Annotated in this window: 18 protein-coding genes and 1 tRNA gene; 9 read left to right on the top strand and 10 right to left on the bottom strand. The window is 59.4% G+C overall.

The genetic code is table 11. From position 1 onward, the window contains the following. Positions 1-45: 45 nt before the first annotated feature. The 5 genes from AB1A64_RS05630 to AB1A64_RS05610 all read left to right on the top strand — a co-directional run bounded on the left by AB1A64_RS05630 (position 46) and on the right by AB1A64_RS05610 (position 3,833). A complete protein-coding gene (locus tag AB1A64_RS05630; protein ID WP_366550522.1) occupies positions 46-1,110 on the top strand; it encodes an SPOR domain-containing protein in 1,065 nt (354 codons plus the stop codon). Continuing rightward, complete coding sequence (gene nagZ / locus AB1A64_RS05625) at positions 1,107-2,114, top strand: beta-N-acetylhexosaminidase (protein WP_366550521.1); 1,008 nt, start codon at positions 1,107-1,109, stop codon at positions 2,112-2,114. The genes AB1A64_RS05630 and nagZ overlap by 4 nt, the downstream gene beginning before the upstream one ends. Beyond that, positions 2,104-2,898, top strand: a complete 795-nt coding sequence (locus AB1A64_RS05620) for a ScpA family protein (protein WP_366550520.1) — start codon at positions 2,104-2,106, stop codon at positions 2,896-2,898. Before nagZ ends, AB1A64_RS05620 begins: the two co-directional genes overlap by 11 nt. Continuing rightward, the gene (gene scpB / locus AB1A64_RS05615) at positions 2,891-3,547 is read left to right on the top strand and encodes an SMC-Scp complex subunit ScpB (RefSeq protein ID WP_366550519.1); all 657 of its coding nucleotides are present in this window, start codon (positions 2,891-2,893) and stop codon (positions 3,545-3,547) included. The genes AB1A64_RS05620 and scpB overlap by 8 nt, the downstream gene beginning before the upstream one ends. A 64-nt stretch (positions 3,548-3,611) precedes the next feature. After that, positions 3,612-3,833, top strand: a complete 222-nt coding sequence (locus tag AB1A64_RS05610; RefSeq protein ID WP_366550518.1) for a hypothetical protein — start codon at positions 3,612-3,614, stop codon at positions 3,831-3,833. Here AB1A64_RS05610 and AB1A64_RS05605 read toward each other — a convergent pair whose 3' ends face one another. The 8 genes from AB1A64_RS05605 to AB1A64_RS05570 form a co-directional block, all read right to left on the bottom strand. Then, positions 3,834-4,913, bottom strand: a complete 1,080-nt coding sequence (locus tag AB1A64_RS05605) for a 2'-deoxycytidine 5'-triphosphate deaminase (protein ID WP_366550517.1) — start codon at positions 4,911-4,913, stop codon at positions 3,834-3,836. It abuts the gene before it with no gap. A 61-nt stretch (positions 4,914-4,974) separates the two neighbouring features. Next, a tRNA-Pro gene (locus AB1A64_RS05600) sits at positions 4,975-5,051 on the bottom strand. Between the two features lie 62 nt (positions 5,052-5,113). Further along, positions 5,114-5,722 carry a MerR family transcriptional regulator gene (locus AB1A64_RS05595; RefSeq protein ID WP_366550516.1) on the bottom strand — a complete coding sequence of 203 codons (609 nt, stop codon included), beginning with the start codon at positions 5,720-5,722 and terminating at the stop codon, positions 5,114-5,116. An 18-nt stretch (positions 5,723-5,740) separates the two neighbouring features. After that, positions 5,741-6,043 (bottom strand): integration host factor subunit alpha, encoded by a 303-nt coding sequence (gene ihfA, locus AB1A64_RS05590; protein WP_008755922.1) that lies wholly within the window; start codon positions 6,041-6,043, stop codon positions 5,741-5,743. 96 nt (positions 6,044-6,139) lie between these two features. Continuing rightward, positions 6,140-7,111, bottom strand: a complete 972-nt coding sequence (locus AB1A64_RS05585) for a beta-ketoacyl-ACP synthase III (RefSeq protein WP_366550515.1) — start codon at positions 7,109-7,111, stop codon at positions 6,140-6,142. 21 nt (positions 7,112-7,132) lie between these two features. Continuing rightward, entirely contained in the window at positions 7,133-8,221 is a 1,089-nt protein-coding gene (gene plsX / locus AB1A64_RS05580) for a phosphate acyltransferase PlsX (RefSeq protein ID WP_366550514.1), read from the bottom strand. 23 nt (positions 8,222-8,244) lie between these two features. After that, positions 8,245-8,451, bottom strand: a complete 207-nt coding sequence (rpmF, locus tag AB1A64_RS05575; RefSeq protein WP_008756996.1) for a 50S ribosomal protein L32 — start codon at positions 8,449-8,451, stop codon at positions 8,245-8,247. Between the two features lie 207 nt (positions 8,452-8,658). Beyond that, positions 8,659-9,195 carry a DUF177 domain-containing protein gene (locus AB1A64_RS05570; RefSeq protein ID WP_366550513.1) on the bottom strand — a complete coding sequence of 179 codons (537 nt, stop codon included), beginning with the start codon at positions 9,193-9,195 and terminating at the stop codon, positions 8,659-8,661. 85 nt (positions 9,196-9,280) lie between these two features. On the opposite strand from AB1A64_RS05570, the gene AB1A64_RS05565 reads away from it, so the two are divergent. The 3 genes from AB1A64_RS05565 to AB1A64_RS05555 all read left to right on the top strand — a co-directional run bounded on the left by AB1A64_RS05565 (position 9,281) and on the right by AB1A64_RS05555 (position 12,440). After that, positions 9,281-9,757, top strand: coding sequence for an outer membrane protein assembly factor BamE (locus AB1A64_RS05565; RefSeq protein ID WP_366550512.1), 477 nt, complete (start codon positions 9,281-9,283; stop codon positions 9,755-9,757). 98 nt (positions 9,758-9,855) lie between these two features. After that, positions 9,856-10,590: a GNAT family N-acyltransferase gene (locus AB1A64_RS05560; protein ID WP_366550511.1), complete on the top strand. Its 735-nt coding sequence runs from the start codon at positions 9,856-9,858 to the stop codon at positions 10,588-10,590. Positions 10,591-10,631: 41 nt separating this feature from the next. Beyond that, a complete protein-coding gene (locus tag AB1A64_RS05555) occupies positions 10,632-12,440 on the top strand; it encodes an ATP-binding cassette domain-containing protein (protein WP_366550510.1) in 1,809 nt (602 codons plus the stop codon). Here AB1A64_RS05555 and AB1A64_RS05550 read toward each other — a convergent pair. Beyond that, positions 12,437-12,988, bottom strand: a complete 552-nt coding sequence (locus AB1A64_RS05550) for a sugar O-acetyltransferase (protein ID WP_366550509.1) — start codon at positions 12,986-12,988, stop codon at positions 12,437-12,439. The two genes, AB1A64_RS05555 and AB1A64_RS05550, sit on opposite strands and share 4 nt — an antisense overlap. Positions 12,989-12,997: 9 nt before the next feature. Beyond that, a complete protein-coding gene (locus AB1A64_RS05545; RefSeq protein ID WP_366550508.1) occupies positions 12,998-13,753 on the bottom strand; it encodes an SDR family NAD(P)-dependent oxidoreductase in 756 nt (251 codons plus the stop codon). 209 nt (positions 13,754-13,962) lie between these two features. On the opposite strand from AB1A64_RS05545, the gene AB1A64_RS05540 reads away from it, so the two are divergent. Continuing rightward, positions 13,963-14,886, top strand: a complete 924-nt coding sequence (locus tag AB1A64_RS05540) for a hypothetical protein (protein ID WP_366550507.1) — start codon at positions 13,963-13,965, stop codon at positions 14,884-14,886. Positions 14,887-14,922 lie beyond the last annotated feature (36 nt).

The raw sequence follows: 14,922 nt of genomic DNA, 5'->3' as shown, positions 1-14,922 counted from the left end.
CCCGCGCGCCTTGTTTTATGGCGTGAATCGGGCGGTGAGGCGGACATGGCACGTTACGATTACTCGGGGCAGATGCGCCCCGAGCAGATGCATTACACGAATCAACCGCATCCTCAGGATGGGTATGACTATTCCGACGACATACACGGGTATGAAGAAGCACCACGCGCAGCGGGCCTGGGCCGTATGGTAAACGCGCTGGGCGCGGTTGCGTCCCTGGCTTTGGTCGCAGGGATCGGTGTTTGGGGTTACAAGCTGGTGATGCGCGATGTCAGCGGCGTTCCGGTGGTGCGTGCCATCGAAGGGCCCATGCGCATTCAGCCGGAAAGCCCCGGTGGAACACCTGCCGATCACCAGGGATTGGCCGTTAACACAGTGGCCGCGGTGGGAACAGCCGCACCGCCGGCGGATCGTCTGATCCTTGCACCGCGCCCGGTGTCCCTGTCGGATGAGGACACGCCGGTTGAGCCTTTGAAACCCACCCCGGCCGTGCATGTGGTGCAGGAAGAGATTTCTGATCAGGAGGCTGCGCAACTGCGTCAGGGTTCGGTTGACGCGTTGGTCGCTGAACTGGCTGGTGACGCGGCACAAATCGACGAACCGACCGAGCAGGGCGTGCAACTGGCCTCTTTGGTTGTGCCCGAAGAAGAGCCTGCGATAGACCCCGCTGATCTGGCCGCACAATTGCCTGATCCGGAACTGGCCGCACTGCCGGGTGTTCGCCGGTCTTTGCGCCCCAACACGCGCCCGGCCCGTTCTACACCCACAAGGATCACCACCAGCAGCAGTACCGAGGACGCGATCAACGCTGCGGTCAAAGCTGCTGTGGGGTTGGATATTGACCCGGATACATTGTCCAAAGGCACGCGCATGGCCCAGCTTGGGGCCTATGAAAGCACGGATGTGGCGCGGGCTGAATGGGATCGCCTGAATGGACGTTTCGGTGAGTATATGGATGGAAAACAACGCGTTATCCAGAAAACCTCACGTGGTGGACGGACCTTTTATCGCTTGCGGGTTCTGGGATTTGACGACCTAAGCGACTCGCGTCAGTTTTGCGCCGCGCTCGAGGCGCAAGGCGCTGATTGTATCCCGGTGGCCGCTCGGTGAGTTTCGGCGCGGCTATCACTGACGCAGAAGGCTTGCGCCTGACGCCCGAAGAAAAAAGTCTGTTCCAAGAAATGAACCCGTTTGGGTTCATTTTGTTTGCCCGCAACATCGATACCGCCGATCAGGTCCGTGCCCTGTGTGATGATTTCCGCGAGGCGGTGGGACGCAATTGCCCGATCACCATTGATCAGGAAGGCGGCCGGGTGCAACGCCTGCGCACGCCTTTAGCACGGGAATGGATGCCACCCCTGGATCACGCTGCGCGCGCCGGGGATCAGGCCGAACGCGCCATGTACCTACGCTATCGCTTAATCGCGAATGAACTGTTTGAACTGGGGATAGACAGCAATTGTGCCCCGATGGTGGATCTGGCGCGTGAGGATACCCATGCTTTTCTGAAGAACCGCTGCTATGGCTCTGATTCAAAAACAGTTTCCGGGATCGGAAAGGCGGTTGCCAAGGGGCATCTGGATGGTGGTGTTCTGCCAGTGATCAAGCACATGCCGGGCCATGGCCTGTCCACGCTGGACAGCCACCACGACCTGCCGCATGTCGATCTGACGCAAGACGCATTGGAACAGGCCGATTTCGCGCCGTTCCGTGCCTTGAACGACCTGCCGATGGGGATGACGGCGCATTTAGTTTATGACCGGATCGATCCGCAACCGGCGACGATTTCACCCACCATGATCGGTCTGATACGCGACAAGATTGGGTTTGATGGCCTGATCATGACCGATGATATCTCGATGAAGGCCCTCAGCGGCGCGCCCGAGGAGATTGCCCGTCAGGCGCTGACCGCCGGGTGCGACGTGGTTTTACATTGTAACGGGTCGTTTGAAGCCCGCTCCAATGTGCTGAAAGCGGCCGGAGAAATGACCGAGCAGGCCGAGATACGCGCAGAAAAGGCGCTGGCGATGCGGCAAAAGCCTGCGGAACTTGACATCCCCGCGACTGAGGCGGAACTATCTGCCCTAATGGGCGGGCAGGTATATGAACGATAACCTTTTCAGCGAAGACCCGGTCTCGGTCGCGGATCGCCTTGCGGCCGAAGCCCTGATCGTTGACGTCGACGGGTTCGAAGGCCCGTTGGACGTGTTGTTGACCCTGTCGCGGACGCAAAAGGTCGACTTGCGGAAAATCTCGGTTCTGGCGCTGGCGCAGCAATACCTGACTTTTGTTGAAAAAGCTCGCGCGCTGCGGATTGAATTGGCGGCTGACTATCTGGTTATGGCGGCGTGGCTGGCCTTCCTGAAATCTCGCTTGCTGCTGCCCCCTGATCCGGATGATGAGGGGCCGTCGGGCGAGGAGCTGGCCGCGCATCTGGCGTTTCAGCTGGAACGTCTGCAGGCCATGCGTGATGCTGCGGCCCGCCTGATGGCGCGGGACCAGCTAGGCCGCGATTTCTTCAAACGCGGGCAGGGCGAGGATGTCACTCGCATCCGCACCGTGACCTATTCGGCAACCTTGCTGGATTTGATGCAGGGGTATGCCCGTATCCGCACACGCGACGAATTCCGCCCCTTCGTGATGGACCGTGACGCCGTGTTCACGATGGAACAAGCGCTGGAACGAATGCGCCCCCTGATCGGCTTCGCGGGCACCTGGACGGATATGGAGACCTATTTGCCTGAAGGTTGGGACGCGGACCCAGTCCGCAAGCGCTCGGCCACGGCGGCGACCTTTGCGGCCTCGCTGGAATTGGTGAAAGAAGGACATATGGAGATCAAGCAGAGCGAGACCTTTGCCCCGATCCATCTGCGCAAGAGGACTGACACACGTGACTGACGCCCCTGAAGACGAAGGCACCGGCACTCTGTTCGAAGCGCCGCCGCTGGCGGAGCAAGAACGCATGGTCGAGGCCGTGCTGTTCGCCAGCGCCGAACCGGTGACTACCTCCGATCTTGAGGCCCGGATGCCCCATGGCAGCGACGCGGCGCAAGCTGTTGAAATGCTTCAGAAACGATATGAAGGGCGCGGTGTTCGTGTGGTCAAGATTGGCGAGGCCTGGGCCATTCGAACCGCCCCCGATCTGGGCTTTTTGATGCAGAAAGAAACGGTGGAAACCCGGAAACTGAGCCGCGCGGCCATCGAGACGTTGGCCATCGTGGCCTATCATCAGCCCTGCACGCGAGCTGAGATTGAAGAGATACGTGGTGTCTCGGTCTCACGCGGGACGATCGACCAGTTGCTGGAAATGGAGTGGATCAGGCTTGGTCGACGCCGAATGACACCGGGCCGTCCGGTGACTTTCGTAGTGACGCCGCATTTCCTGGACCATTTCGGGCTTGAGAACGCTCGCGACCTGCCGGGGCTCAAGGAGCTACGCGCCGCTGGATTGCTGGAAAACAGGCCACCGCCGGGCACTATCCCACTGGGCGAGGGGCGCGAAGACGAGCAGGATGAAGATCAGACCGAACTGTTCGAGGAAGAGTGATCAAACGACCCTTTTGTTGTCACACAATTCGCCTATGTTGGGGGTCAGAAAACGGAGTTGAGCAATGAATGCCAATCGGATCATCGACATGATCGTACGTCAGGTCATGCGCCGTCTTGTCAGCAAAGGCGTGGACAAGGGCTTTGATATGGCAAACCGTATGGGTGGTAAAAACGAACTGCCTGGCGATGCCAACCGTGCCAACAACAAAGGCCCACGCCCGTCGCAGAACCTCAAACAAGCGCAACGAATAACCCGTCAGGCGCGTCGGTTCATGAAGTTCTGATCAGCTAACTGCCTTGAAATGCTTGGATAATTTCAGGCCTTGCCCCTGATAGTTTGAGGCGATGCCAGCACCGTACAGCTGTGTGGGCATTTCGGCCATTCTCTCATAGACCAACCGACCGACGACTTGACCGTGTTCCAGCACAAAAGGTGCCTCGTGACAGCGCACTTCAAGCACTCCACGTGATCCAGCACCTCCGGCGGCGGCGTGTCCGAATCCGGGGTCGAAGAAACCGGCGTAATGCACCCGGAATTCACCCACCATGGCCAGATACGGCGCCATCTCGGCGGCATAGAGGGGCGGGATGTGGACGGCCTCGCGGCTGACCAGAATGTAGAAGGCGCCCGGGTCCAAGATGATGCGGCCATCGGTGGTGCGGACCTCTTCCCAGTATTCCTGAGGGTCGTATTCTCCGATCCGGTCCAGATCGATCACTCCGGTATGCGGCTTGGCGCGATAACCCACCAGATCGGTGTCAGGCAATTGCAGATCGACCGAAAAACCCAACCCGTCCTGAATCACTGCAGGGCCGTCAACCAAGGGCGAGTCACTGTGCAGCGCGGTCAGTTCCGCGTCACTAAGCACGGCCTGACCCTGACGAAAGCGAATCTGATTGAGCCGCATCCCGGGACGTACCAGCACCGAGAAGGAACGCGGGCAGATCTCGGCATAAAGTGGACCGGTGTAGCCCGCGGGCACGCGGTCGAACTCGGTGCCGCCATCGGTGATGGTGCGGGTCAGCAAATCCAGCCGCCCGGTCGAGCTTTTGGCATTAGCCACAGCCGTCACGTTTTCGGGCAGGGCCAGCGATTCCATCAGCGGCACCAGATAGACGCAACCTTTTTCCAGGACCGCCCCGTCCGAGATATCGATGCGGTGCATCTCGAACTCAGACAACCGATCCGCGACGGATCGGGTTTCGCCGGCCAGAAACGAGGCGCGAACACGGTAAGCCACTGTTCCTAAGCGTAAATCAAGGCTGGCAGGTTGAACCTGCGCAGGGATAACCTCGGGGGTGGCGGTGATTTCGCCGCGCGCGATCATCGCTTCGATCTGCTGATTTGGGCATACACCTGTCATTCCAATCCCCCCTGATGCCAGAGCGGGATCTGGCCTGTCTGCCATAAACGTCGGTGTGATTTGGTCGGGCTAGCAGGACTCGAACCTGCGACCTTCCGTCCCCCAGACGGACGCGCTACCAGGCTGCGCCATAGCCCGACGTTGAGGTGTTCATAAAGACTTTCCCGGCAGGGGCAAGAGGAAATCATCGCCTTTTTTTCTTATCCCGCCGTTCGGTTTTCAATGCGGTTAAGAACGGCGCGCAAGTCCTTTGCCACCGGAGCAATCTGTTTCAGCAGATCGTCATCGAAATCGGTGCGGTTCCATGCCTGCGTTGCGATTCCACCCAGCAGGGGGGCCTCATCCAGAAACTCCGGCGTAGGTTTCGCAGCGACCGGTTGCGGTTTGGGCGCAGCAGGCTCCACCTTAGGGGCCTCGACAACGGGTGCAGCACCGTCCAGATTCAGTTTGATCTGTTCGCTTGTCTCGACTGGCTTAGAAGAGAAGGGCACAACCACACTGTCGTTAGCGGTGGCGTCCGGTTTGGCCATCTCGTCTAACCCTTGCGAAAGCGCGGAAACATGCGCCACGCCCTGTTCGCGCAGGATACGCTGAACGCCTTTGATGGTTATCCCGTCCTCATGCAGCAGTTTTTTGATGCCACCCAGCAAACGCATGTCGTTGGGCCGGTAATAACGCCGCCCACCAGCGCGCTTTACTGGTTTAACCTGATTGAAACGGCTTTCCCAGAATCGCAGGACATGAGCCTGAACGCCCAGCCAGTCCGCGACTTCACTGATCGTGCGAAAGGCGTCGGGGGACTTGCTCATGACCGTGTCGTCCTGATCTTACTTGCGGTTCCCTGCGGCGACGCGATCCTTCATCAGGTGCGACGGGCGGAACGTCAGAACCCGGCGGGGCTGAATCGGGACCTCTTCGCCGGTTTTAGGGTTGCGGCCGATGCGGGCAGTTTTATCCCGAACGCTGAACGTGCCGAATGACGAAATCTTCACCTGCTCGCCGCGCACCAAAGCGTCGGACATGTGGTTCAGAACGCTTTCGACCAGCTGCGCACTTTCGTTGCGTGACAGGCCTACCTCACGAAAGACGGCCTCGCTCAGATCCATTCGGGTCAGTGTTTTATCGCCCATACCATTTCCCCTGTTGATACAGCAGAATATGGCGAGGGGAAATTCGCTGTCAATATCAATGAATTGCAAGTCTGCGTGTAAGCCGATTTGCGCCGGTTACCAGCGTAGCACAACCGCGCCCCAGGCCAGACCGCCTCCGATGGCTTCGGTCACGACCAGATCGCCTTGTTTGATTTGCCCGCGCTGTTTGCCGACGGACAAGGCAAGGGGAATCGACGCGGCTGATGTGTTGCCATGGTCCTGAACTGTGACGACGACGTTTTCCATCGGCAGGCCCATTTTCTTGGCGGTGCCCTGAATAATGCGGATATTTGCCTGATGTGGCACAATCCAATCGACGTCAGTGTTGCTGAGGCCAACGCTTTGCAACGCGGTTTCCGCCGTTTTGGCCAGTTTTTCGACCGCATGGCGGAACACCTGATTACCTTGCATCCGCAGATGCCCGGTCGATTGGGTCGACACACCGCCATCGACGTAAAGCAGGTCCTTGTAGCGCCCGTCTGAATTGAGGTCGGTCGCCAGAATGCCACGATCCTGCGCGCTGCCTTCGCCCTCTTGCAGCTCCAACACCAGCGCACCAGCGCCATCGCCGAACAGCACGCAGGTGGACCGGTCCGTCCAGTCCATGATTCGCGAGAATGTCTCGGCCCCAATGACCAGAACGCGCTTGGCCTGACCGGATACGATCAGGGCGTTGGCATTGGTCAGCGCAAAGACGAACCCGGCGCAGACGGCCTGAACGTCAAAGGCAAAGCCCTTGGTCATGCCCAGCTGTGCCTGCACCATGGTCGCGGCAGATGGGAAAGTCAGATCGGCGGTCGAAGTTGCCACAATGATCGCGTCGATATCGTCAGCCACCAGCCCCGCATCGGCCAGCGCGGCCTCGGCTGCTTTGGTGGCCAGATCGGACGTTGTTTCGTTTTCGGCGGCGAAATGGCGGCGCTCGATACCCGAGCGGGTCTTAATCCACTCATCCGTTGTATCGAGCGTCTTTTCAAACTCGGAATTCGGAACGATGCGCTCTGGCAAATAGTGTCCGACACCAACGACAACTGAACGGCCTGCCATGCTTGGGTACTGCCTTTTTTGTTATTCGCCAGCCTTTGGCGGCGTGTGGGCGGCATCTTGTGCAAGCTCGGCTGTCGATGCAACCCGTGCCGCCAATTTTTCGGCGAAACCAGACTGGGCCAGGGTAAAGGCCAGTTTGACTGCTGCCGAGACTCCGATGGCATCCGCGCCACCATGTGATTTGACCACAGTTCCGTTGAGGCCAAGAAAAACGCCGCCATTCACTTGGCGCGGGTCGATACGCTTTTTCAAACGATTCAGCGACGTGATCGCCAGTACCGAAGCAAGGCGAGACAGCGGTGAATACTTGAACGCTTTGCGCAACAAGTCGCCAATCAGGCTGGCGGTGCCTTCGCCGGTCTTAATGGCAACGTTGCCGGTAAACCCATCAGTGACAATGACATCCGCCTTGTCGCCGGGAATGTCGCTGCCTTCAACGAAACCTGTAAACTCGAAATTCGCCTGCTCTGCGAATTCCGTTATCATAGTGTGTGCTTCTTTTAATTCGGCGCGGCCCTTGTGTTCCTCTGTGCCCACGTTCAGCAGACCGATCCTAGGACGTTCCAGCGCCATACCGTTGCGGGCATAGGATGCACCCATAAGCGCATATTGCAGCAGATCCTTGGCGTCGGCGCGCACATCCGCGCCCACATCCAGCATCACGTTGAACCCCTGCGGGTTGCGCGATGGCCACAGAATCGCAATCGCCGGACGGTTCACACCCGGCAATTTGCGCAGTCGCATCATTGACAGTGCCATCAGCGCACCGGTGTTGCCGCAGGAAACGGCGCCATGCGCCTCTCCTTGCCGCACTGATTCCAGCGTCGACCACATCGAGGTCTGCTTACCACTGCGGACAACCTGACTGGGCTTGTCCTCCATCGTGACTACATCGGGGCAATCACGAAAAACGACGCGCCCCTGAAGGACACGCCGTTTGGCAACAAGTTTGCGCAGCGTAGGCTCAGGCCCGTGCAGAATAAACGCGATATCGGGGTTTTTGATTGCCGATTTGGCAATGCCCGCAACCACAGTCGCGGGCCCCGAGTCTCCGCCCATAGCGTCAACCGAGATGGTAATCCGTCCGGCGTGCGAGGGCTGTTCAGTCATTCCTTGCCTGCGCTTTTAAAGGCTTAGGCCGCGTCTTCGTCCAGGTCGATTTCGTCGGCCTGTGCGACGACTTCGCGGTCATCGTAGTGGCCGCAGGACGCGCAGACGTGGTGCGGGCGCTTCAGCTCGCCGCAGTTGGGGCATTCGTTCGGGTTTGCAGCAACCAGAGCGTCGTGTGCGCGGCGGTTGTTGCGACGCGACTTGGAAACTTTGTTCTGTTGGACGGCCATGGTCTCAACCTTTGTCTAACTAAGGGCCAACAGATTCGCTGTGGGCCGGGTTTCATTCTTCGTTTATCTCGTGGTTTGACGCGCGTTTAGGGGACGATCCCCGCAATGTCCAACCCAAATTCCGATGAGCGCGCGAAAATACTGCGATTCTCGACATGTTCAAGCGATTTTTCTGAGGGCCTGATATGACAGGAAAACAGACCTATGTCACTCGTCTTTTTTCAGCGCGTCGCGCAAACCGGCCAGACCGGCAAAGGGTTTGACGTCTTCGTCTGTCATGGCCTGTTTGCCCGGCTCGGTATAGCCAGCCTGTCCCAGTTCGGCGCCCTCTTTACGTGGGTATTGGGGCAGGGCCAGCGACAGGGCCTCGACCATGACAAGCGCTGGGTCGATCTCGGCACCAAGCTGTTCGGTTTCATCACCTTCGGGAATTTCAAACTCGGGCTCTTCTGGATCAACCCAGTCGGCCAAATAGATTCGCGCAACTGGAATGTCGATGCGGGTGGTCACCGGTTCCAATGTCACCACGCAGGGCTGAATCACCGTGGCCCCTAGTTTTCCGTTCAATACCCAGTCACGTTTGCCCTGTGCCCTTACGTCACCCACAAAGCTGAGCTTGCGCAGGCCAAGCAGGCCCAACTTGTCCCGGATCACCTCCAAAGCCTTGGCGTCTGGGCGCAAGTCAAAGGGGGTAGGTGCGTTTTGGGGCAGATCGGCCACCCGCAGAGATGTCTGGTTGCTCATTCGTGACCCTTTCCTGTGTTGAACCGGGGCTGCGGTTTGATGTAAGCGGATAGGGTCCGTAACGGGCCAAGGCAAGAGGGTGTGAATGTTGAAGGTTGTGAACAGGTTGAAACCGGCGTCGAAAACGCTTGTCTTTGCGGCCTGTCTGGCAGCGCTCGGTGCATGTACGCCGGTCTTCAAGAATCACGGATATATCCCAACGCCCGAGGATCTGGCCGAGGTCAAAGTGGGTGTGGACACCCGCGACAGTGTGATCGAGGCGGTCGGTGCCCCCAGTTCGTCCGGCGTGATCCGCGATTCCGGGTTCTATTACGTCCGGTCACGCATTCGTCATTACGGCCCGAAAAAGCCCGAAGTGGTCTCACGCGAACTGGTAGCCATCAGCTTTGATGACCGGGGTGTGGTGCGCAACATCGAACGTTTCGGGCTTGAGGACGGTATTGTCGTCACGTTGGATCGCCGGATCACCGAGTCCACGATTCAGGGTCAGGGCTTTATCCGTCAGCTGTTGGGTAACATCGGCAACTTCAACCCGGCCAATATTCCCGGGGCGTCACAGTAAGTTACAGCCACATCTTGCGATGGTCATGCGGCAGTCACACATTGTGTGATAGGGGCATGGCAAGCGGAAACAGGTCAGCAACCGCGGAGGATGCGACCATGGCACTATTGCTTGGTAAGGGGCGGTATCGCGCCCAGCTGGCGCAGTCGCCGCAGGACGTGGCGGCGGCACAGCAGCTGCGGATGTTGGCCTTTGGGACAGAAAAAATCGATCAGGACGATTTCGATTCGGTCTGTGCCCATATTCTGGTCGAAGATGCGCGCGCGGGCGGGCAGGTGGTCTGTTGTTTTCGCATGCTGACCATGGCGGATGGCACTGAAATCGGCCGCAGCTATTCGGCGCAGTTCTATGATCTTTCTGCGCTTGCGGGGTTTAGCGGTCGGATGGTTGAGATGGGGCGGTTTTGCGTTCATCCGGACTGGACCGACCCAGACATTCTGCGTGTCGCTTGGGGTGCAATGACGGCCTATGTGGATCAAAATAATGTCGAGATGCTGTTTGGCTGTTCGTCCTTCGCCGGGACCGAAACCGAAGAGTATCTGGATGCTTTCGCGATGTTAAAGCATCGGCATCTGGCCCCAAAACGCTGGTTGCCGCGGGTCAAAGCACCTGATGTATTCCGTTTTGCCGCGCGTCTGCGCCGTAGACCGGATGTGAAAAAGGCGATGTTGCGGATGCCACCTTTGTTACGCACCTATCTGATGATGGGCGGCTGGGTCAGTGATCATGCGGTGGTCGATCGGCACATGAACACGCTGCACGTGTTCACAGGGCTTGAGATCGGCGCGATTCCCCCGGCACGGAAACGATTGTTGCGGGCGGGGGTTCGGTAATCGCCGTTGACCCCTTGGCCTTGCCGGTTTAGCTGGCGGATATGGCGAGAATTCCTTTGTTGCAGATGTCCGGCATTTCCCTGACCTTCGGGGGCGATCCGGTGTTTTCGGGGCTGGACCTGGTGGTGCAGCCAGGTGATCGTGTTGCGCTGGTGGGGCGCAACGGGTCAGGCAAATCAACCTTGATGAAAGTGATGGCCGGTCTGGTCGAGCCCGACCAAGGTGACATCGTGGTGCCTCCGGGGAAATCCGTCGGGTATATGGAGCAGGACCCAGGGATGGAAGGGTTCGCGACGCTGGGCGACTATGCCTCAAGCGGATTGGAACCGGGTGAGCTGTACAAGGTAGAGCGCGCCGGGGAGGGGTTGAAGTTCGATCCTTCGCGCCCGGTCGAGACCGCCTCGGGCGGGGAACGACGTCGCGCGGCCTTGGCAAAGCTGATGGCCGAAGCACCCGACCTGATGCTGCTGGACGAGCCGACCAACCATCTGGATATCGAAGCCATCGCGTGGCTGGAACGTGAATTGGGCGCGACGCGGGCGGCGTTTGTGCTGATCTCGCACGACCGCGCGTTTCTGCGCGCTTTGACCCGCGCAACGCTGTGGATCGACCGCGGCATGGTGCGGCGGCAGGAGCAGGGGTTTGACGCGTTCGAAACCTGGCGTGACAAGATCTGGGAGGAAGAGGACCAGCAGCGGCATAAACTGAACCGCCTGATCAAATCCGAGGCAAAATGGGCTGTTGAAGGCATCAGCGCACGACGCAAGCGTAATCAGGGCCGCGTGCGCGCCCTGCAAGCATTGCGGGCAGAAAAGGCGGCGCAGATCAAACGTCAGGGCTCGGCGGCGATGACGCTTGAGGCGGGGCCGAAATCCGGACGAAAAGTGATCGAGGCCAGAGGCTTGGCCAAGTCCTTTGATGCGCAACAGATCGTTCGAAACTTTGACCTGTTGGTGCAGCGCGGTGATCGGGTGGCTTTTGTCGGACCAAATGGTGTAGGCAAAACGACCCTGCTAAAAATGCTGCTTGGACAAGAGCAACCGGATGAGGGGTCGGTGACCCTGGGTACCAATCTTGAGGTTGCGGTGTTCGATCAGACCCGCGCGCAACTGGACCCGGAAATGAGCCTTTGGGACAGCCTGACCGGCGATCCCGAGATGCGAGTTTCCGGCAAGGCCGATCAGGTGATGGTCGGCGGCCAACCCAAGCATGTGGTCGGCTACCTCAAGGAATTCCTGTTTGACGAACGGCAGGCCAGAGCGGCGGTTAAATCCCTGTCAGGGGGTGAAAAAGCACGGTTGCTGCTGGCCAAACTGATGGCGAAGTCCACGAACCTGCTGGTGCTGGACGAACCGACCAACGATCTGGATGTCGAAACGCTGGATCTGTTGCAGGAACTGCTGGACGATTATGACGGAACTGTTCTGCTGGTCAGTCACGACCGGGATTTCCTAGACCGCGTCGCCACCACGACCATCGCGATGGAGGGCAATGGCCGCGCGACCGTCTATGCAGGCGGGTGGTCGGATTATGTTGCGCAGCGAGGGGAAGTAGCTGAGAAGAAGGTTGAAAAGTCAAAACTCTCCAAGCCGAAGATAAAGCAGGACAGCCAAACGAAATCGGGCCTGTCATTCTCGGAAAAACACCGGCTTGAGAAACTGCCCGCCGAAATCGCCCGGCTTGAGGCCGAGATCGGCAAGCTGGAAGACCTCATGTCCGATCCCGAGTTGTTCACCCGCGAACCGGTCAAATTCCAGAAGGCGACCGAAGCCTTAGTCGAACGGCAGGAAAAACTGGCCGCAGCCGAGGATGAGTGGCTGATGCTTGAAGAAAAGGCCGACGGCGCCTAGGGGCGGCTGAGCGGCCGGGCAGGGTTTCCAACAACCGTTTCTTCGGCCGCGACGTCTTTGGTCACGACGCTGCCCGCACCGATGGTGGCATTGTCGCCGATGGCGATGCCGGGCATCAGGATGGCTCCTCCGCCCACCCAGACATTCCGTCCAATCGTCACCGGCAGGCCAATTTCCAGACCCTGCGCACGTTCAACCGGGTCTTTGGCGTGTTGGGCGCAATAAATCTGAACGTGCGGGCCGAACATCGTGCCGTCTCCGACCTGTACCGGCGCGGTATCCAGAACCACGCAACCCGCGTTGAAATAGACGCGCTGTCCAAGGAGGATGTTCACCCCATAGGCGCAGTGAAAAGGAGCCTCGATAAAGCAATCCGACCCGATGCCGGCAAACAGCACTTGCAATTCCGGTGCTATCGCACCGCGGGTATCAGGGGGGCAGATGTTATGCGCGTGAACCGCGCGCCGGGCTTGTATGCGCAGGGCATCCAGTTCCGGATCCAGGCAGCAATACCACTCTCCGGCCTGCATCTTTTCACGTTCGGTCATGAAACTGACCTAGCGCATTCGCAGGGCACCGTCGATGCGGATAACCTCTCCGTTCAAATATCCCATCTCGACGATGAACCCGGCCAGTCGCCCATATTCGCGTGGATCACCCAGACGGGCTGGGTTGGGTACGTCAGCGGCCAGTTGCTGCTGTACCTCTTCGGGCAGACCGGCCAGCATCGGGGTCATAAAGATGCCGGGCGCGATTGCCATCACCCGAATTCCGGTCGAGGCCAGATCGCGTGCCATCGGCAGGGTCATCCCGACCACTCCGCCTTTTGAGGCCGCATAGGCCGCTTGTCCCTTTTGCCCATCAAAGGCCGCGATTGATGCGGTATTGATGATCACACCGCGTGCGCCGTCGGGCTCAGGGTCATTCTTTGCCATTTCAGCCGCGGCCAGACGCGAGACGTTGAATGTGCCCACCAGATTGATGTCGATGGTGCGTTGAAAGGCGTCCAGAGGGTGGGGGCCGTCCTTGCCCACGGTCTTGATGCCATAAGCGATCCCGGCGCAGTTCACGGCGGCCGTGATCCGGCCCATATTGTTCTTCGCCTGTTCGACCGCTGCCGCGACGGATGCCTCGTTCGTCACGTCCGTTTCCGCGAAATACCCTCCGATCTCCTCCGCGACCAGAGTGCCGCGAACGCCGTCGCGGTCCAGAATTGTGACCTGCGCGCCGCGCTCGGCAAAGTGGCGTGCGGTTGCTTCGCCCAGCCCCGAAGCACCGCCAGTGATGATCGCGGATGTGGTGGAAAATTGCATGGCGGCGGTCTCCTCTCAGGATATGAACGTTTGTTCAGTTAATCTGAGGATTTAGGTGATGTCCACAATTCGGACGAGATTTTTCAAAGTTTTATGCCGTTTCTCAAGCGATTCTCAGAGGACCTTTAACTACGCTTAATGCGCAAGTCTCACATCGGTACCTATCAATTTGACGCGTCGAGGGGGCGCCGAACAAGGAGACAAGTGTTATGCGTAAGAGTTTGAAAGTCGGAATTCCTGTGCTGGTAATAGCACCTTTTCTGACTGTGATGGCGGCAAGCAGCGCCGCAGCTGCGCCAGAGGTGTGCAACTGGAAGACCGCCCGGGATGCTGCAAATCGGGGGGATTATCAGGCGCTGTGTGATTGTCAGCAGGTGACACCCAGCTTTCTGGAACGCCTGCAACAACGGTCGGATTTCGCGACCACATTGCGCAACACAACGGCGCAATGCCCAGGATTGGCATCGTTGTTGACCGACCAACCAACGGGTTCGATTGGTGCATCGGGAAACCCGGGCGAGGCGCGGGGAAATGATCAGTTTGCCGGTCTTGATTCAGATAACGGAGGCGGTTCCGGGTCTAGCGGTGGAGGCGGAGGTGACAACCCCGGCAACGGCGGCGGTGGCCCCGGTGACGGTGGCGGTGATCCCGGTGACGGTGGCGATGACCCAGGCAACGGCGGTGGCGGTGGCAATGGCGGCAACGGCGGTGGCGGCAACGGTGGCAACAACGGCGGCGGCAATGGCGGCAACGGCGGTGGCGGCAACGGTGGCAACAACGGCGGCGGCAATGGCGGCAACAACGGCGGCGGCAATGGCGGCAACGGCGGCGGCGGCAACGGTGGCAACAACGGCGGCCCCGGTAATGGTAACGGAAATAACGGGAATTCCGGCAACGGCGGTGGCAATAACGGCGGCTCTGGCCCCGGCACCGGAAACGGTGGCGGCAATAGCGGCAATGGCAATGGTGGCGGTGGTCACGGCAATGGGGGCAGCAATGGCGGCGGTCACGGCGGAGGCAAAGGCGGCGACGGCGGCGGCAAAGGCGGCCACGGCGACGGTAAAGGCGGCGGCAAAGGAGGCCACGGCGGTGGAAAGGGCGGCCACGGCGACGGCAAGGGCGGCAAGCGTTAACCGCGCCAACATGAACCTACACCTTTGAAAATGAAA

This window comes from Ruegeria sp. ANG10, assembly GCF_040705255.1.
GTDB lineage: Bacteria > Pseudomonadota > Alphaproteobacteria > Rhodobacterales > Rhodobacteraceae > Ruegeria.
The sequence above is the reverse complement of the archived record's forward strand: the minus strand, read 5'-3'. Positions and strand labels throughout refer to the sequence as shown.